General features: G+C 40.6%; 16 protein-coding genes. 6 read left to right on the forward strand and 10 right to left on the reverse strand.

What is annotated here, in order from left to right:
- Positions 1–70: 70 nt before the first annotated feature.
- From GWK08_RS09930 to GWK08_RS09965, 8 genes are all read right to left on the reverse strand, one after another.
- The gene (locus tag GWK08_RS09930; protein WP_163606887.1) at positions 71–3,037 is read right to left on the reverse strand and encodes an insulinase family protein; all 2,967 of its coding nucleotides are present in this window, start codon (positions 3,035–3,037) and stop codon (positions 71–73) included.
- 104 nt (positions 3,038–3,141) lie between these two features.
- Positions 3,142–4,014 carry a succinate--CoA ligase subunit alpha gene (gene sucD, locus GWK08_RS09935; protein ID WP_163606889.1) on the reverse strand — a complete coding sequence of 291 codons (873 nt, stop codon included), beginning with the start codon at positions 4,012–4,014 and terminating at the stop codon, positions 3,142–3,144.
- Positions 4,015–4,198: 184 nt separating this feature from the next.
- Positions 4,199–5,131, reverse strand: coding sequence for a UDP-3-O-(3-hydroxymyristoyl)glucosamine N-acyltransferase (locus tag GWK08_RS09940; protein ID WP_163606891.1), 933 nt, complete (start codon positions 5,129–5,131; stop codon positions 4,199–4,201).
- A gap of 15 nt (positions 5,132–5,146) precedes the next feature.
- Positions 5,147–5,713 carry an elongation factor P gene (gene efp / locus GWK08_RS09945; RefSeq protein WP_163606893.1) on the reverse strand — a complete coding sequence of 189 codons (567 nt, stop codon included), beginning with the start codon at positions 5,711–5,713 and terminating at the stop codon, positions 5,147–5,149.
- 4 nt (positions 5,714–5,717) lie between these two features.
- Positions 5,718–6,503 (reverse strand): acyl-ACP--UDP-N-acetylglucosamine O-acyltransferase, encoded by a 786-nt coding sequence (gene lpxA / locus GWK08_RS09950; RefSeq protein WP_163606895.1) that lies wholly within the window; start codon positions 6,501–6,503, stop codon positions 5,718–5,720.
- Between the two features lie 4 nt (positions 6,504–6,507).
- Positions 6,508–7,914: a bifunctional UDP-3-O-[3-hydroxymyristoyl] N-acetylglucosamine deacetylase/3-hydroxyacyl-ACP dehydratase gene (locus GWK08_RS09955; RefSeq protein WP_163606897.1), complete on the reverse strand. Its 1,407-nt coding sequence runs from the start codon at positions 7,912–7,914 to the stop codon at positions 6,508–6,510.
- Between the two features lie 2 nt (positions 7,915–7,916).
- Positions 7,917–8,936: a UDP-3-O-(3-hydroxymyristoyl)glucosamine N-acyltransferase gene (lpxD, locus tag GWK08_RS09960; RefSeq protein ID WP_163606899.1), complete on the reverse strand. Its 1,020-nt coding sequence runs from the start codon at positions 8,934–8,936 to the stop codon at positions 7,917–7,919.
- Positions 8,937–8,966: 30 nt separating this feature from the next.
- The gene (locus GWK08_RS09965; RefSeq protein WP_163606901.1) at positions 8,967–10,190 is read right to left on the reverse strand and encodes an HD domain-containing protein; all 1,224 of its coding nucleotides are present in this window, start codon (positions 10,188–10,190) and stop codon (positions 8,967–8,969) included.
- 150 nt (positions 10,191–10,340) lie between these two features.
- Between GWK08_RS09965 and porX the strand changes: the two genes are divergently transcribed.
- From porX to GWK08_RS09995, 6 genes are all read left to right on the forward strand, one after another.
- Positions 10,341–11,888, forward strand: a complete 1,548-nt coding sequence (gene porX, locus GWK08_RS09970; RefSeq protein ID WP_163606903.1) for a T9SS response regulator signal transducer PorX — start codon at positions 10,341–10,343, stop codon at positions 11,886–11,888.
- A 420-nt stretch (positions 11,889–12,308) separates the two neighbouring features.
- Entirely contained in the window at positions 12,309–12,710 is a 402-nt protein-coding gene (gene tsaE / locus GWK08_RS09975) for a tRNA (adenosine(37)-N6)-threonylcarbamoyltransferase complex ATPase subunit type 1 TsaE (protein WP_163606904.1), read from the forward strand.
- Positions 12,711–12,870: 160 nt separating this feature from the next.
- Complete coding sequence (locus GWK08_RS09980) at positions 12,871–13,026, forward strand: hypothetical protein (RefSeq protein ID WP_163606905.1); 156 nt, start codon at positions 12,871–12,873, stop codon at positions 13,024–13,026.
- Between the two features lie 85 nt (positions 13,027–13,111).
- Complete coding sequence (locus tag GWK08_RS09985) at positions 13,112–13,678, forward strand: hypothetical protein (protein WP_163606906.1); 567 nt, start codon at positions 13,112–13,114, stop codon at positions 13,676–13,678.
- Positions 13,679–13,715: 37 nt separating this feature from the next.
- Positions 13,716–14,915 (forward strand): alanine dehydrogenase, encoded by a 1,200-nt coding sequence (locus GWK08_RS09990; protein ID WP_163606907.1) that lies wholly within the window; start codon positions 13,716–13,718, stop codon positions 14,913–14,915.
- Positions 14,916–14,921: 6 nt separating this feature from the next.
- Entirely contained in the window at positions 14,922–15,266 is a 345-nt protein-coding gene (locus GWK08_RS09995; protein ID WP_163606908.1) for a DUF4258 domain-containing protein, read from the forward strand.
- A 364-nt stretch (positions 15,267–15,630) separates the two neighbouring features.
- Here the strand turns inward: GWK08_RS09995 and GWK08_RS10000 are convergent, their stop codons facing one another.
- Complete coding sequence (locus GWK08_RS10000) at positions 15,631–17,040, reverse strand: sugar porter family MFS transporter (RefSeq protein WP_163606909.1); 1,410 nt, start codon at positions 17,038–17,040, stop codon at positions 15,631–15,633.
- Positions 17,033–18,235, reverse strand: coding sequence for an AGE family epimerase/isomerase (locus tag GWK08_RS10005; RefSeq protein ID WP_163606910.1), 1,203 nt, complete (start codon positions 18,233–18,235; stop codon positions 17,033–17,035). The genes GWK08_RS10000 and GWK08_RS10005 overlap by 8 nt, the downstream gene beginning before the upstream one ends.
- Positions 18,236–18,290: the final 55 nt, after the last annotated feature.

The following is an 18,290-nucleotide window of genomic DNA, read 5'->3' on the forward strand; positions in this document are numbered from 1 at the left end:
CAAATACATATGGTACCAAAATGAAAATCCCCGCTATTTTAGCGAGGATTTAAGATTTATTCGATAAGCATCAGGATTTGAGCGGAAGTGGTTTTTCGTAATTAAACAAATAATCCACATCGAGTTCCTTAACCTCTCCCAGCCTTCTGAGAGCGTTGACATCTACATCTTTCTTATTCCCGATAACCATGATATCGTAGGTCTCTCCTTTGATGTTCTCTTCAAAGAATTGTTTAAGGTCTTCCAGGGTCATGTTCTTTATCGTATTGTAGATCTCTTCCCTGTTATCTTTTGTTATCCCCCTTTTCTTAAGACCTTCATAAGTCCAGAAAATGCTTGCTTTATTGATACGCTCGGCAGCTATCTTCTTTAAGGTCGATTCTTTGGCTGCATTAAACTGTTCTTCCGCTTCCGGCATATTGGTCATCAGGTCCATCATGGCATCTACGGCATCAGACATCTTATTGGCCTGCGTTCCGATATAGGCGTATACATAGTTCGGTTTATCAGCTTCCGAAGCATTGCTGTATGCAGAAAAAGCAGAATAAGCAAGCGATTTGGACTCTCTGATCTCCTGGAATACGATAGAAGAAAGACCACTACCAAAATAGGTATTAAACAAGTTGGATGCCGCCATTTTTGCAGGATCGAAATTTTCTCCCTTGGCAAGGAAAAGCATTTCCGCCTGTACCATATCGTAATCTACAAAGTATACATTACCTCCTGTTTCTTTGGGCAGGTAGATGCTTTTTGCAGGATACTCCTTAAACTCCGAAGGAACACTGTGCTTCTCATTTAAAGCTGTAACCGCCGCGTTTACATCCTTTCCGTAATAGAAGACCCTGTGCTTATAATTTCTCATTTCTTTTACCAGATCTACCAGTTCTGACGGATCCATGCTTCTCAGTTCTTCAATACTGAAAATATCGCGCAGTCTTGAGTTTTCTCCGTACTGTCCGTAGTTCATCAAACCATTCCAAAGGATATTACCTTTATTCAGTTTTCCATCTTCTCTCCTTTTCAGAACAGTCTGTACATATTTGTTGTAGGTTTCCTGATCTGCAACGGCATTACTCCACAGGTGTTCCAGCAGTTCCAGTCCCTTGCCCAGGTTTTCCTCCAGTCCGGAAACAAAAACAAACGACCTGTCATTCCCCGAGCTCACTCCGTAATTCACTCCCAGTTTATAGAACTCTTTTTTAAGGTCTTCCGGAGAATATTTATCGGTCCCCAGATATTCCAGGTAACCTATGGCATGGCCTAATTTTTTATCGTTGTCTTTCCCCATATCGAAAATGATATTGAGCTGTGAAAGATCGTTTATATCGTTATCGATGTATGATACTTCCAATCCGTGGGCAGTTTTCATTTGCTTGATCTCCGAATTATAATCGACGTACTTAGGTTGAATATCCGGCACCTCAATTTTACTGAACTCCTCAATAAACGCAGATTTTTTATCCCTGTTTAGCTGGACAGGTGTAATTCCTGGGTTTTCTACCTTCACCACATTTTTGTTCTCTCCTTTTCTTTTGTAAACCGCAGCATAATTGTCTTTGTAAAACTCGTTGGCAAAATCTACCAGTTCCTGTTTGGTGATCTTTTTCATCTCATCCAGGAACTTAACCCTGTCTTCCCATTTCTGAAAATGCACAAAGGCATTAACATAGGCAAAAGCCATGGAAGGGCCGTTTTCATACTGACGGGTCTCGCTAAGCTTCAGGTCATTTACTACTGCTTCTATCATCCACTCTTCGAACTCTCCTTTTTTAATGCTTTCAACCTGTTCCAGCAACAGGTCTTTCACTTCCTCTAATGACTGACCCGATTTAGGATAACCGTAAAGCGTATGCATTCCATAGTCATTCAGGAAAGTTGTATAAGAACTGGCCGATTGTACTTTTTGCTGTTGATTCAGGTTCAGGTCGATAAGACCAGCCGTACTGTTAGCAAGTATATAGTCGATGAGGGTGATCATTTGTTCCTGCTTTGTTCCTATTCCTTCACTTCTGTAAGCCAGGAATACCCTTTCTGATTCGGGTCCGAAAACCTCTTTACTGATCGGAGCGGTGATCGGATCTTCCGTCGGTCTTTCCGGATAGCTAACCTCTCCTGCCTCAAGGCTTCCGAAGCTATTATTGACTTTTTTAATGGTTTCTTCAAAATCGATATCTCCTACCAGTACCATGGCAATATTATTAGGCACATAGTATTTTTTGAAATAGTCGTGAATGGCGATCATAGAAGGGTTTTTCAGATGTTCTCCCACTCCTATGGTCGGTTGTTGTCCGTAAGGATGCTTAGGGAAGAGCGATGCCAGCAGAGCCTCACTTAGGTTACTGCCATCATCGTCCTGCCCGATATTAAATTCTTCATAAACGGCTTCAAGCTCCGTATGGAACAAACGCAGTACCAGTTGCGTAAAACGCTCGCCTTCCAGCTTCAACCATTTATCCAGTTCGTTAGAAGGTATCTGGTTAATATAAACGGTCTCTTCATGCCAGGTCCAGGCATTGGTCCCTTCGGCTCCGAGAGAACTCACCATTTTATCGTATTCATTGGCAATAGAGATCTTGGATGCTTCCTGAGAAACACTGTCTATAACCTTGTATATCTCCTTCTTTTTCTCCGGATCGGTCTCGGCCTTGTGTTTTTCATAGAGGTCTGAGATCTCTGAAAGGATCACCTTCTCTGCTTCCCAGTCGGTGGTCCCGATTTCATCGGTACCTTTAAACATCATATGTTCCAGGTAGTGTGCCAGGCCCGTATTATCTGAAGGATCGTAAACAGAACCCGCTCTCACCCCGATAAGGGTTTGTATCTTGGGTTCATCTGTATTCTTACTCAGGTATACCTGAAGGCCGTTATCTAAAGTGTAAAGCCTCAGTCCTGTGGGGTCGTTGGTGACGGTTTCGTATTTAAAACCATTAGCATCAGTGTGTTGTTCGGTAACAACGGTAGAATCGTCTCCTCCTTTTTTACAACTGTAGAATCCTATCAGCAGAAAAGAAAGAAACATCAATTTAAGTGTCTTCATGTGTGTTTAATTGAGTTCGATATATTTTAAAAGAAAAATCCATCAGTTAAAGATATAACTGATGGATTAATAACGAGTTAAATTTCTAAATATTTTAAGAATTCTTATCCAAGAACCTCTGCAACTTTTTTCCCGATCTCTGCCGGAGAGTCAACAACGTGGATCCCACACTCTCTCATGATCCTTTTTTTAGCTTCTGCTGTATCATCAGCTCCACCTACAATTGCTCCTGCATGTCCCATAGTTCTTCCCTTGGGGGCAGTTTCACCTGCGATAAATCCAACTACCGGCTTTTTGTTTCCGTTAGCTTTTACCCAGTTAGCAGCATCTGCTTCCAGTTGTCCACCGATCTCACCGATCATTACGATACACTCCGTATCATCATCATTCATCAGCAATTCTACCGCTTCTTTTGTAGTAGTACCGATAATCGGATCTCCTCCGATCCCGATAGCAGTAGTAATTCCAAGTCCCTGACGAACTACCTGGTCTGCAGCTTCATAAGTAAGGGTACCTGATTTAGATACGATCCCTACACCACCTGATTTAAACACAAAGCCCGGCATAATACCAACCTTAGCTTCACCCGGGGTAATTACTCCAGGACAGTTAGGTCCGATAAGCCTGCAATTTTTATCTTTAATATAATCGAATGCCTTTATCATATCTGCAACAGGAATACCTTCTGTAATTGTGATAATTACTTTAATCCCCGCGTCAGCAGCTTCCATAATAGCGTCTGCTGCAAAGGCTGGTGGAACAAAAATGATAGATGTATCAGCTCCAACGTTATCAACAGCTTCTTTTACGGTATTAAATACCGGCTTACCCAGGTGTTCCTGTCCTCCTTTACCGGGAGTAACTCCACCTACAACATTGGTTCCGTATTCGATCATTTGTTCTGCGTGAAAAGTACCTTCACTTCCGGTGAATCCCTGAACAATTATTTTGGAATCTTTATTTACTAAAACACTCATTTATATATTTTTTATTTTCTGCGACACAAAAATATACTTTAAAAAAGTATAAAATAGTTTTTTTTGAATTTTTATCTCTACAAAAATCCCATCCGTTAACGGAAGGGTGAAATTTGTATTTTGAAGCAATAATTCTACATTACTTCGTCGTGATTTTCAACAGTTCTTACAAAAAGAACTCCCGTCAATCTTTAAGTTTTTCCATTATCTCAGGAATGAGCTTTATAGCAGCCAATTCCTTGTATTTTTTGCGGAAATCATCTGCCGGGGTCCCGAAATAACTTTTATTCCCTTCCAGGGATTTACTTACTCCCGACTGGGCAGAGATCACAGCTTTTGCACCTATGGTAATACCACTGGTAACACCAACCTGTCCCCACATAGTAACCTCGTCTTCTACTACCACACATCCGGCAATTCCGGTCTGAGAAGCGATCAGGCATTTTTTACCGATAACAGTATCGTGCCCGATATGTACCTGGTTATCTATTTTAGTTCCTTCTTTTATAGTAGTATCTCCGGTAACTCCTTTATCTATTGTACATAGGGCACCTATGTCTACATGATCTTCAACAACTACCCTTCCGCCTGAGATAAGCTTATCAAAACCTTCGGGCCTGTTCTTATAATAAAAAGCATCTGCCCCCAGTACTGTTCCCGCATGAATGGTAACATTGTTCCCGATTACTGCATGGTCATAGATCATTACATTGGAATGAATAAGACAGTTATCTCCAATGGTCACGTGATTTCCGATAAAAGCTCCCGGTTGAATTACCGTATTCTTACCAATTTTTGCCGAGGGAGAGATATTTGAAGCCGAAGGCTCAAAGGGTCTGAAATAATTTGTCAGCTTATTGAAATCCCTGAACGGATCATCCGATATCAACAAAGCCTTACCTTCAGGGCATTCCACCTCTTTATTGATCAGCACAACCGTGGCTGCTGATGAAAGTGCCTTATCGTAATACTTGGGGTGATCTACAAAAACAATATCGCCGGGTTCCACCACATGGATCTCATTCATACCAAGGACCGGAAAATCTTCGGGTCCGACAAATTCACAATCGATGATGGCAGCTATTTGTTTTAAGCTATGTTGCTGATGGAATTTCATATGTTGTAGCTATGATTATTCCTTGATACGCTCCATGTAAGTTCCCTTTTCCGTCTCCACTTTAATTTTATCACCTTCATTGATAAAAAGAGGAACGTTAACACGGGCACCTGTTTCTACAGTTGCAGGCTTGGTAGCATTGGTTGCTGTATTTCCTTTAATTCCGGGCTCTGTATGGGTAACTTCCAGGATTACACTGGCAGGCATATCTACCGATAAGGGAGACTGGTCTTCAGAATTGATCAGAACGGTCACAACCTCTCCTTCCTTTAAAAGGCCGGGAGCGTCCAAAGTGTTTTTTTGAAGTGTGATCTGCGTATAATCGTTGGTATTCATAAAATGGAAATCATCTCCATCGTTGTATAAATACTGAAAACTGTGAGTTTCTACCCTTACATCCTCAATTTTATGCCCGGCAGAAAAAGTGTTATCGATCACCTTTCCGGTGGTAACACTCTTTAATTTCGTCCTCACAAAAGCAGGACCTTTTCCAGGTTTTACATGTAAAAACTCTATTATTTTGTAAATGTCGTGATTATAGCGAATGCACAATCCCTTTCTGATATCTGAAGTATTTGCCATGGTGTTAGTTTGTGTTATAATATCCTTTCATAATTCCGCGCTGAGAGTCCTTAATGAACTGAAGGATCTCATCTCTTTCATGAGTAGCTTCCATCTCTGCCTCAATGATCTCAACAGCCTGTGAATTATTGTAATTCTTCTGATAAAGAATCCTGTAAATATTTTGAATTTCTCTTATTTTCTCTGTTGTGAAACCTCTTCTTCTGAGTCCCACAGAATTGATCCCCACATAGGAAAGCGGTTCCCTGGCCCCTTTTACGTAAGGAGGAACATCTTTTCTCACCAAAGATCCTCCGGTAACGAAGGCGTGATTTCCGATAGAGCAGAACTGGTGTACTGCAGTCATCCCGGCCAGTACCACAAAATCTCCCACATTAATGTGTCCTGCAAGGGTACTGTTATTAGAGAAAATACAATTGTCTCCAACAATACAATCGTGTGCAATGTGACAATAGGCCATGATAAGGCAATTCTTCCCGATTACCGTTTTCATCCTGTCTATAGTTCCCCTGTTAATGGTAACACATTCTCTGATGGTAGTGTTATCTCCTATCTCTGTTGTGGTCTCCTCGTCTTTGAATTTCAAGTCCTGAGGAATTGCAGAAATAACAGCTCCGGGAAAAATATTACAGTTCTTACCTATCCTTGCACCTTCCATAATGGTTACGTTAGAACCTATCCAGGTTCCTTCTCCGATAACCACATTATTATGAATAGTAGCAAAAGGTTCTATAACGACATTCTTGGCAATTTTTGCTCCGGGATGTACGTATGCTAAAGGTTGGTTCATAGTTTTATTCTTTGTTCTTTACAATTTGAGCCATAAGTTCGGCTTCGGTTGCTAATTTTCCGTTAGCATAGGCATAAGCCTGCATATGACAGATTCCTCTTCTGATCGGGGAAAGTAATTCGAGTTTAAATATAAGTGTATCTCCGGGTACTACCTGTTGTTTGAACCTTACGTTATCTATCTTGATAAAAAAGGTCAGGTAGTTCTCAGGATCAGGTACTGTACTTAGAACCAGCACACCTCCGGCCTGAGCCATCGCCTCTATCTGAAGCACTCCGGGCATTACAGGAGCTCCGGGGAAGTGCCCTACGAAGAAAGGTTCATTCATAGTAACGTTCTTCACCCCTACCACATGCTTATCGGACAGCTCAATGATCTTGTCTACTAAAAGGAAAGGAGGTCTGTGCGGTAACATATTCATGATCTTGTTCACATCCATTAAAGGAGGCTGATTCAGATCAAAGCTAGGCACCTTATTTCTCTTTTCGATCTTGATGATCTTGGATAGTTTTTTTGCAAACTGAGTATTTACAAAATGTCCCGGTTTGTTAGCGATCACCTTACCTCTAATCCTGGTTCCCACAAGAGCAAGGTCTCCTACTACATCCAACAGTTTGTGCCTTGCAGCTTCGTTCGGATGATGCAGGGTAAGGTTATCAAGAATACCATTCGGTTTTACAGCTATATTGTCTTTTTTAAAGGCAACTCTGAGTTTATCCATGGTCTCCTCAGATAATTCCTTATCTACATAAACAATGGCATTGTTAAGATCACCACCTCTGATCAATCCGTGCTCCAGAAGCATTTCAAGTTCATGTAAAAAACTAAAGGTACGTGCATTGGAAATTTCATCCTTAAAATCGGAAAGATGCTTTAGGGTTGCATTCTGCGTTCCCAATACTTTGGTTCCGAAGTCTACCATGGTTGTTACCTGATATTCATCGGCAGGGATAATAGTGATCTCGCTTCCGGACTCTTCATCCACATAAGAGATCACATTCTTAACGATATATTCTTCTCTTTCAGCATCCTGCTCAACAATCCCTGCATTCTCCAGAGCTTCCACAAAATATTTTGAAGAACCATCCATAATCGGAGGTTCGGAAGCATCGAGCTCAATAATAATATTATCGATCTCAAGCCCTACCAAAGCCGCCAGAACATGCTCTGAAGTCTGGATCTTAACCCCTTTCTTTTCCAGGTTAGTTCCTCTTTGGGTATTCACCACATAATTGGCATCTGCTTCAATAACGGGAGACCCTTCAAGATCTACTCTAACAAAAGCAAAGCCGTGGTTTACGGGAGCCGGTTTAAAGGTCATCGTTACATCCTTTCCGGTATGCAATCCGACTCCTTTTAATACAGCTTCCTTAGAAATAGTACGTTGATTGCTCAGCGAATTACTGCTCATTATTATTTATGTTTTTTTTCTATTTTATTAATTGCTTCCGCTAATTTGGGGAGGTTTTTAAAGTAGACGTAAGATTTATTGTAGTCGCCGTAATTAAGGGCTGGTGATCCCTGTAAAACTTCATCATCCTTTACATTCCTTCCTATTCCCGATTGTGCCTGGATACGTACTCTGTCTCCAATCGTAATATGACCAACGATCCCAACCTGGCCACCGATCATACAGTTCTTTCCGATCTTGGTAGAACCTGCGATCCCGGTTTGAGCAGCGATAACAGTATTTTCTCCTATCTCAACATTATGTGCTATCTGGATCTGATTGTCCAGTTTCACTCCTTTTCGTATTACGGTCGATCCCAGTGTAGCACGATCTATGGTAGTTCCCGCACCTATATCTACATGATCTTCTATGATCACATTTCCTGTTTGAGGTACTTTCTGGAATTCGCCATTCTCATTCGGTGCAAAACCAAAACCATCGGCTCCAACTATGGCTCCGCTATGTATTACACAATTATTACCAATGATCGATTCCGAATAGATCTTAGCTCCCGCAAAGACCACTACATTATCTCCGATATTGGTATTATCCCCTATATAAACATTAGGGTATATTTTTACGTTCTTACCGATCCTTACATTATCGCCCAGATAAGAAAAAGCTCCCACATAGGCGTTTTCACCCATTTCTACAGATTCAGAAATAAACACGGGTTGTTCTATTCCCGTCTTATTTAATTTTACCTGATTGTAGTATTCCAGCAGCTTGGAAAAGGATTTGTACGCATCTTCCACTCGTATTAAAGTAGTCTCCAAATCATTTTCCGCTTCAAAATCCTTATTCACAATGGTAATTGAAGCTCTGGTAGTATAAATAAATGGTTTGTATTTCGGGTTTGCTAAAAAAGTCAAGGACCCTTCCGTGCCCTCTTCAATTTTGGATAATTTAGAAACTTCAACGTCGGGATTACCAACAATATCGCCTTCTAATATTCCTGCTATTTGGGTTGCTGTAAATTTCATTTTCGCAAAAGTATAAAAAAACTGCTAAAATCATCCCTTCGGATAACAGATGTAGTATTTCTTTACCGGTTTGGAAAGCGCATGCAGATTTAACTGATCTGATGCTTTTGCCACATCTACGACTTTTTCGTTCTTTAAAAGTATATTAATGTTTTGTTTATTTACGTTATACGCCTGATTCTCTATCTCCCCTCCGAAGACAAAATAATCGGCTTGCTTTTTATCGAGTTTGTATTTGCTCATCACTTCTGCCCTGAGCTTGTCCAGAAGCTCTTCCTTAATAGGCTTATTCTTTAATTTTACTCTCAGGATATTTCTGTTAAGCAGCATGCTGCACAAATGAGACAACACAAAATCTTCGTGAAATTGCCACTCTTTCATAGCCGAAATAATATCGTAATCATCCAGTCTTGAAAAAGTATCGAGTACTTCATTACTAAAATCGTCTTTACTGATCCTGTTATGTATAAAGAAGGAGAGCGCAGAACTAGCCTTTACTTCCTTCCCTTCACTCGCCAGTTCCTTGGCGCGTTTAAGTACCCTTATCAGGAGCTGCTCTGCCGCCAGGCTGGTCTTGTGCAGGTATACCTGCCAGTACATCAGCCTGCGAGCCACCAGGAATTTTTCAACCGAATAAATACCTTTCTCCTCTACTACCAGTTCTCCATTATATACGTTAAGCATAGTGATTATACGCTCCGAATTGATATTTCCTTCAGCTACACCCGTAAAAAAACTGTCGCGTTTCAAGTAATCGGCGCGATCTATATCGAGCTGACTCGACACCAATTGGTTCATAAATTTTTTCGGATAGGTTCCGTTAAAGATCTCTATGGCCAGCGTTAAATTTCCGTTAAAGTTATCGTTAAGTGCTTCCATAAAAAAGGAAGATATCTGCTCGTGATTAACTTTATCTACTATACTGTGCTCCATGGCATGAGAAAAAGGACCGTGTCCTATATCGTGAAGAAGGATGGCTATCAGCAAGGCTTCTTCTTCCCTGTCATCTATCTCAACCCCCTTAAAACGAAGTACTTGAACAGCTTTCCGCATTAAATGCATACAACCAAGCGCATGATGAAATCTCGTATGATGAGCTCCGGGATATACCAGATAGGAAAGTCCCATTTGAGAAATACGTCTCAGACGCTGAAAATATTTGTGCGCAATAAGATCAAAAATGAGTGTGCTCGGTATTGTAATAAATCCGTAAATTGGATCATTTAAAATCTTAAGTTTGTTGGTTGTTTTCAAACCCGATGAAGTTGTTAGAATTAGTTGCAAATATACGTATAATGCATTTTCAAAATCAATAGTTTGTTAACTAACGTACAGAATTAATTCTTGTTGTAAATATCCGGAAAACGATCTTTTAACGTAATTAAATAAACAAAAGCAGAACAGATGAGTGGAATAAAAATATTATGGGTAGATGATGAAATAGAATTACTTAAACCACACATATTATTTTTAGAGAAAAAGGGCTACGAAATGACTACCTGCAAAAGCGGGACTGAGGCCCTGGAGGAAATTGAAGATAATAACTTTGATATTGTTTTTCTGGATGAGAATATGCCCGGTTTAACCGGACTTGAAACACTTTCCGAATTAAAGGGTATTCGCCCTAATGTTCCGGTAGTAATGATTACCAAGAGTGAGGAAGAATATATTATGGACGAGGCCATCGGTTCTAAAATAGCCGATTACCTCATTAAACCCGTCAATCCGAATCAGATACTATTAAGTCTTAAGAAAAGCCTGGATCACTCCCGGCTGATCACCGAAAAGACCACCTCTAATTACCAGCAGGAATTCAGGAAGATTGCTATGGACATGTCGATGGTAAACTCCTATGAAGAATGGGCAGAGCTATACAATAAACTTATTTACTGGGAAATGGAGCTTGAAGACATTGAGGATTCAGGTATGTTTGAGATCCTCGAGTCTCAAAAAACAGAAGCTAATATGCAGTTTGCAAAGTTTATCGACAAGAATTATATGTCCTGGTTCGATGAAGATGATGCTCCTGTAATGTCGCATACCCTGTTCCGGGAAAAAGTAGTTCCTGAATTAAAGAAAGGAACTCCTACCCTTTTTGTGGTTATTGATAATCTGCGATTAGATCAGTGGAAAGCTTTTGAGAACACAGTAAGTACCTATTATAAAAAGGAGCAGGAATGCTCTTATTACAGCATCCTTCCCACAGCTACCCAATATGCGCGGAATGCCATTTTTTCCGGACTTATGCCTTCGGATATGGAGCGTTTACATCCGAATTTATGGAAGAATGATACGGATGAGGGAGGGAAAAACCTCCACGAGCACGACTTCCTTCATGAACAAATACGCAGACTGGGCCTATCCATTAAATGGGAATACCATAAAATTTCGAGCCTTAAGGGAGGTAAAAAACTTGCAGAGAATTTCAGAACACAAAAGAATAACGATCTTACCGTGGTGGTCTACAACTTTGTGGATATGCTCTCTCACGCCAAAACAGAAATGGAAGTGGTTAAGGAGTTAGCTTCGAACGATAAGGCTTATCGTTCCCTGACCCAGAGCTGGTTTAAGAACTCTCCGCTTCTGGAGATCATTCAACAGGCGCAGCAACTTGGTTTTAAACTGATCATAACTACAGATCACGGTACTATTAATGTAAAAAACCCGTCCAGGGTAATTGGTGATAAAGAGACCAGTCTGAACCTACGCTATAAGACCGGAAGGAGTCTTACCTATGAGGAAAAGGATGTAATAGCTATTAAAAACCCTAAAGAAGGTCACCTCCCAAGTATTAATATGAGTAGTTCTTTTATTTTTGCCAAAGGCGATCTGTTCTTTGCCTATCCTAACAACTATAATCATTATGTAAGTTATTACAGGAACACCTATCAGCACGGCGGGGTTTCCCTGGAAGAGATGATCATTCCTTTTGTTGTTTTGGAACCGAAGTAGACAATTGCCAATGAACAATTAGCAATGAGCAATTGGTTGTTGGTTGTCACACCTTCACTAAAGTTCCGGTGTACATTGGTGGTTGATAGTTGTTAGTGGTTAGTATTGTCCCCTTGAGGGGACCTTAGGGGTGTATTTTAAGTACTGAGCCAAAGAATTGAATTTTAAGAAGTAATGTCATCTCGAGCATCTCGACTTGCGCCTCCGTAATAGCTTCAGCGGCACGCGGGCGCTCGATACAGGCTCGTCGAGAGGTGAAATTCGGAATTTAAAATTCAACATTTTCTCTCATTCTTGAAGCAAACTTTTTATTGTTAATCATTGACTGTTCATTCAATTAACCTAATTTTGCATCCTTTACACCACCATGTCATTCCTGCGAAAGTGGGGATCCATTTAATACGTTGATGCATTTTTAAAATGACCATACACTATAGTTTAGAAGAAATAGACCAGGTAGCCCAAAAAATCCTGGAGAATGCTAGCTCGAATATATTTTTGTTTTACGGAGAGATGGGTACCGGGAAAACAACCTTAATAAAAGCCCTGGCAAGACAGTTGGGAGTGGAACACGAAACCAGCAGTCCGACCTTTAGCCTGGTAAATGAATATGAGGGGAGGGAAAAGAACATTTATCACTTCGATCTGTATCGTATAAAAGACGCCTACGAAGCTTTGGATATGGGCCTGGAAGATTACCTGATAAAAGACGATTATATCTTTATAGAATGGCCTGAAAAAGTAATCGATTTCCTACCAAAAAACTGTTTGGAATTAAAATTAGGCACGACTAACGTTCAACAGCGATTTATTACCTTTTAACGAGAATTTATGGTTGAGCTCTTATTTTTACTTACCTTACTACCGTAAATATTCGATAAAACACATAAAAAAATCGATAAAGATACAACAAAAGAATTTAACATGCATATTTTTTTTTGGCTTACGTTTGTAATATCGGTAACCAAAAAAATAATACATCATGAATACAAAAAAACTTTTACTCGGACTTGCTTTTGCAGTTTCTATTCTAATGGCTTCTTGTAGCCCTAACAGCGTAGCTGATGAAGATAGTTTATACCAGGATAAAGGTGGAGTTGATAAATCCAAAATCAGAATACCTGGTCAAAGCAACTAGAATATAATAAAGTATATCGAATATTTTGGTTTTTCGTGATGCATTATTCGTATCTTGTCACGGAAAACCAAATTTTTTTTTGAAAATGACCTCTGCGGAGAACAAAAACAAATTAGACCTAACCAAGAGCAAAAGAAAAAAGTACTTAGTTAAAACAAGTATTGTTGCCGCACTTATCGCTATAAGTCCATACATATTTTATTTGTATGAAAGCTTCCCTAATGCTGAAGTTTGGGAAACCCGTTTTTTTACTTTCTATAGTAATTATTACTCCAATGTACAGATTGCAATGTGGGTATATATGAACAAAATTGTTCCTCTATACCTTTTTATTATATGGTTTTTCACCTGTAAGCATTGGTGGTATCATATTTTGTTAATTCCAATTTCAATGTATGCTTTTCAGCTCTTCGAAGCTTTTAATGACGAAGCTGGTTATGTTGATGAAGTTGAAATATTCTACTTAATTCCAATAATGATGATCATCATACCCCTAGTTTATTGGATTCGTATTCGATTATTCGACAAACTGGTTTATGGAATTGATTTAAAGGCTATCGAACGAGAGCTGGACGAGTATAAAGAAAAAGAGCGCTTAGAAAAGCTTAAAAAAGAAGAAGAACGTAAAAAAAGACTTTCCGATATTCATTAATTTCACTTATCTTTAGTTTTATTAATCTTTACTTCAAATGAGTGAACCCCTATCCCCTTTTAGTAAACAGGAACTGCTCCCTCAGGAGGAGATGCTGGAAGTACTTAAACAAAAAGGAGAACTTTTTATCGGGGTTCCCAAAGAATTGGCATTCCAGGAAAAACGGGTATGCCTTACCCCCGATGCCGTAAATGCCCTTACTGCACACGGTCACAGAGTGATGATAGAATCCAATGCGGGAGAAGGCGCTAACTTTTCAGATAAGAATTACAGCGATGCAGGCGCAGAGATCACTGCAGATACCAAAAAGGTATTTTCCTGCCCGCTTATCCTTAAAGTAGAACCACCCTCTATAGAGGAACTGGAAATGATGAACCCTCAGAGTACCATCATTTCTGCACTTCAGATAAAAACACGTACCAAAAAATATTTCGAGACCTTGGCTAAAAAACGCATTACAGCTGTTGGCTTTGAATATATAAAAGATGAAGACGGTTATTATCCCGCAGTACGTGCTCTTAGTGAGATTGCCGGTTCCGCTTCTATCCTGATAGCTGCCGAATTGATGGCAAATGCCAATAAAGGAAACGGTTTGTTATTCGGAAATATAACCGGGGTACCTCCGGTTGATGTATTGATCATTGGCGCCGGGACCGTAGGCGAATTTGCTGCACGTTCCGCCATGGGAATGGGAGCTAATATCAAGATATTTGACAATTCCCTTACTAAACTACGTTGCATACAAACCAATCTTGGCAGATCTTTTTACACCTCTACCCTACAACCCAAGACCTTATTAAAGGCGCTGAAGCGTTGTGATGTGGTGATAGGTGCTGTTCGCGGGAAAGACCGGGCTCCTATTATTGTAACGGAGACTATGATGGAGCATATGAAAAAGGGAGCGGTGGCTATAGATGTAAGTATTGATATGGGAGGTTGTTTTGAGACCAGTGAGATCACCACCCATGATAACCCCACTTTCGAAAAACACGGAGTAGTCCACTACTGCGTTCCTAATATCCCATCCAGATATGCCAGAACGGCTTCTGTTTCTCTGAGTAATATCTTTACTCCTTACCTTCTGAAGATCGGAGAAGACGGTGGTTTGGAAAATTCTTTGCGTTTTGATCGCGGTTTGCGAAGTGGTTTGTATTTTTACCACGGAATTTTGACAAACAAATCGGTTGCGGATTGGTTTGACCTTTCCTACCGCGATATTAATTTACTTATTTTTTAAAAACATATGCCTTTCCTCAGGAGACTCGGATATTATTTGGGCGGCGTTGCTCTAGGTTTAATTATTCTTGCATTTTTTTTCAGGAAAAAATCCACAGAATTCTGCTACAGCCCTAATTGCAGGGTATTAAAGAACATTCGTTCCAAACAGATCACTTATCCTAACAGCGATACACTTGTTATTCATTCTATCCTTAAAAACGGAGATGTCGTCTTCTCTAAAAGCGATACCAAAAGTAAACCCTGCAAAACCTATGTTATTGAAGGGAAATCCGAAGAAAAACTTATCGAACTCAAAGTAAAGAACTGCGATAGCACCGCTGTTGTGCAGGAGGTGAATTATTTGGATTAGTTGTTGGTGTTGCTCCTTCGTCAAGACTTCGGAGCACGTTGGTGGTTGTTAGTTGATTGTTGTTGGTTATTAGCCAAAGTATATTCAACACTCAAAACTCAACATTTCCTGTCTTTGCGAGTGCATGCGAAGCAAACCTTTCATTGTTAGCGGTTAGCTATTAGTGGTTAGTCCCGATAGCTATCGGGATGAGAAGTGTGTCAGTTCGAGTTTTTTCCGCAGGAAAAAGTATCGAGAACCGTTAAAAAGGGTAAACACAAAATTTGATTCTCGATACAATCCCCTTAGGATCACTCGAATTGACAAATTTTGTTTTTACTTACTTGGAATTTGGGGTTTGGAATTTGTCTCTAAGGATCAATAACTATCCTTTCCAGTAATCCTCTATTTCTTCCAGGCTTTTTCCTTTGGTTTCAGGAACAAATTTGTAGAAGAACACTACTGCTATAAAGCAGAAAGCTGCAAATACAAAGAACCCGGCATTCATTCCTATTTGCGCAACAAACCAGGGAAAAATAAAAGCAGTGGCAAAATTGGTTCCCCAATTGGCAAAAGTGGCTACCGACATAGCCTTTCCTCTTAAGCGATTTGGGTAGATCTCGCCCAACAGCACCCATATTACCGCATTAATAGAAAATGCCAGGCTGGCCATATAAACGCAAAGCATTAACAGGATCCAGATACCTGGTATCCCGGTCAGGGAAAACAATATACCGATAACAAATAAGGAAATGCAAACAGAAGACATCCCTCCTATTAACAGGCTTCGGCGTCCCCAGCTATCGATTTTCCAGAGTGCCAGGGAAGTAAAGATCAGGTTTATAAGTCCAATAGCCACCTGAAATTTAAGAGCGTTATCAAAATTAAAACCGGCATCTCCCAGGATTTCCGGGCCATAATAGACAATAATATTGACCCCGGTAAATTGCCCGAAAACAGATAATCCAAGGCCTACGAGCAAAGCTAGTCTCAAGCCCGGTTTAAATAATTCTCTAAAATTCCCCTGTTTCCTCAGGAGTGAATTTCGAATGGCTTTTAGCTCTGCTTCAGCTTTTGTTTTTCCGTTGAGTTTTTCAAGTATCTTATATCCTCTTTGCTCCTTCCCTGCTTTGATCAGCCATCTCGGACTTTCGGGAATAATGAGTAACAAAAGAAAGAAAAGGGCTGCCGGAACCATTTCGGCACCAAACATTCCCCTCCATACTTCTGAGACCATTATTTTATGTAACCATTCAATATTACAAAAAGCGTCTCCGTATCTATGTGAAAATTTCAGTAAACCCCAGTTGGAAAAATAAGCCAGTAATATCCCCAGTACTATTGACAATTGGTAAAAAGCCACCAGTCGTCCCCTGATCCCGGGAGGGGAAAATTCGGAAATATACATAGGCGCCAGAACGGAAGCCATCCCTATTCCAAATCCACCGACGAGTCTTGCAGGGATCAGAAAGCTAAAGGAAGGAGGTATCACAGAGCCTAAAGCAGATATAAAGAACAAAAGTGCTGAAAGGATCAATATCGGTTTTCGTCCGTATTTATCGCTCAAAGTACCAGCTACCAGAGAGCCTGCAATAGCTCCGACGAGGGCCGAACTCCCAAACCATCCAACTGCCAGTTTATCCAGGGCAAACTGAGATTCCACCATAGAAAACGTTCCTGAAATAACCGCCGTATCAAAACCAAAAAGAATACCCCCCAAGGAAGCCACAAAACAGATCAGTAACAGAAATGATCTGTGAGTCCTTTTATCATTCGTAACTATTGGTTTATTCATCGTTCGGCTCGGTTAGGGAATTATCATGATCATTCAGCAGTCGATATGTGCGAAACAATGCCCTCGGAAGGTGAAAGAAGCCTTTCCAACCATTGGCTTTTGCCTGCCACACGGGGCTCCCGTCCCGGTTAAGGTATCCGTACCATTCTCCATACTCTTTATCCGGAAAACAGCTAAAAGTATAGTTGTGCACCTTTATATACCACTGCTTCAGATCATCCCTGTCTGTGTGTATCCAGGCCAGAAGCAATGCATAAAGAGCTTCCGAATGTGGCCACCATAGCTTCAGATCGGCGCTCAGTTCATGGCAGGGGGACCCATCAATATTGATCAGATATCTGATCCCTCCGAAATCCTTATCCCATCCTTTTTCCAGGGAATCCAGTATGATGTCTACTGCGGCCTTCACCCATAAGTCGTTATTTTTCTCAATTGCCGCTTCCAGGATCATCCAGGCACTTTCTATAGCATGCCCAGGGTGAAATAGTCGCCCTTCCGGAATATCGGTCATTGCAGTTCCATCCATAGCTACATTCTCCAGAAAGCACTGTTCATTTGCTTTCCAATGCCTGGTTAAAATAGAATTTATAGATAAGGTTATATCTTCTTCAAATCTTTTTTCCGGCCATAGATCCCTGAATACCCGGGCTACGGTAATACGGCACATATCGTGAGCGTGCAGATGGAACTCCCGAAAAAGAGAGTAGCCAAGCATCGGTGTATCGGAAGGTAAACCAAGCCTGGGAACCAGAAAATCATACATCGACCTTGCTTTTTGCTCCAGCGTTTTATTAGCTGTTAAACCGGTATATTCGGCCACAGCCATAGAAGCAAATACTTCCGTATAGATACTCAATACTCCCGAAAGCGGATGTCCGTGACGATCCAGCCGGAAATACATTTTTCCATTCTCCTTAAAAGCATTCTTCATCATAAAATCCAGGCCGTGCTTTGCCAGTTCCCGCCATCTGTCCTTTTTTTCATAATGGTTGTACAGGTGACTGAACATCCATACCTGCCTGGCGGTCATCCACATATCTTTATCGCCGGAATATGCCGTGCCATTTCTGTTCAATCGGGTAAGGTACCCACCTTGTTCCCAATCGATAGAATATTTTTCCCACCAGGGGATAACATCATCAAAAAGGGCGGAATGATAAATTTCTTTCAGGTCATTTATATTTAAATCTTGCATTGTCTAATCTTTTGGTTATTCTATTTTTTTTGTTTTTCCGGCATTATGAGAGTAG

The sequence above is a fragment of the Leptobacterium flavescens genome, assembly GCF_010671605.1.
Lineage (GTDB): Bacteria > Bacteroidota > Bacteroidia > Flavobacteriales > Flavobacteriaceae > Leptobacterium > Leptobacterium flavescens.

Bases quoted from the DNA above. Each gene is read 5' to 3' on its own strand.
- GWK08_RS10005 (WP_163606910.1), bottom strand. From the start codon at position 18,235: ATGCAAGATTTAAATATAAATGACCTGAAAGAAATTTATCATTCCGCC.
- porX (WP_163606903.1), top strand. From the start codon at position 10,341: ATGAGTGGAATAAAAATATTATGGGTAGATGATGAAATAGAATTACTT.
- lpxA (WP_163606895.1), bottom strand. From the start codon at position 6,503: ATGAACCAACCTTTAGCATACGTACATCCCGGAGCAAAAATTGCCAAG.
- GWK08_RS09980 (WP_163606905.1), top strand. From the start codon at position 12,871: ATGAATACAAAAAAACTTTTACTCGGACTTGCTTTTGCAGTTTCTATT.
- lpxD (WP_163606899.1), bottom strand. From the start codon at position 8,936: ATGAAATTTACAGCAACCCAAATAGCAGGAATATTAGAAGGCGATATT.
- efp (WP_163606893.1), bottom strand. From the start codon at position 5,713: ATGGCAAATACTTCAGATATCAGAAAGGGATTGTGCATTCGCTATAAT.
- GWK08_RS09955 (WP_163606897.1), bottom strand. From the start codon at position 7,914: ATGAGCAGTAATTCGCTGAGCAATCAACGTACTATTTCTAAGGAAGCT.
- GWK08_RS10000 (WP_163606909.1), bottom strand. From the start codon at position 17,040: ATGAATAAACCAATAGTTACGAATGATAAAAGGACTCACAGATCATTT.
- GWK08_RS09940 (WP_163606891.1), bottom strand. From the start codon at position 5,131: ATGAAATTCCATCAGCAACATAGCTTAAAACAAATAGCTGCCATCATC.
- sucD (WP_163606889.1), bottom strand. From the start codon at position 4,014: ATGAGTGTTTTAGTAAATAAAGATTCCAAAATAATTGTTCAGGGATTC.
- GWK08_RS09995 (WP_163606908.1), top strand. From the start codon at position 14,922: ATGCCTTTCCTCAGGAGACTCGGATATTATTTGGGCGGCGTTGCTCTA.
- GWK08_RS09930 (WP_163606887.1), bottom strand. From the start codon at position 3,037: ATGAAGACACTTAAATTGATGTTTCTTTCTTTTCTGCTGATAGGATTC.
- tsaE (WP_163606904.1), top strand. From the start codon at position 12,309: ATGACCATACACTATAGTTTAGAAGAAATAGACCAGGTAGCCCAAAAA.
- GWK08_RS09985 (WP_163606906.1), top strand. From the start codon at position 13,112: ATGACCTCTGCGGAGAACAAAAACAAATTAGACCTAACCAAGAGCAAA.
- GWK08_RS09990 (WP_163606907.1), top strand. From the start codon at position 13,716: ATGAGTGAACCCCTATCCCCTTTTAGTAAACAGGAACTGCTCCCTCAG.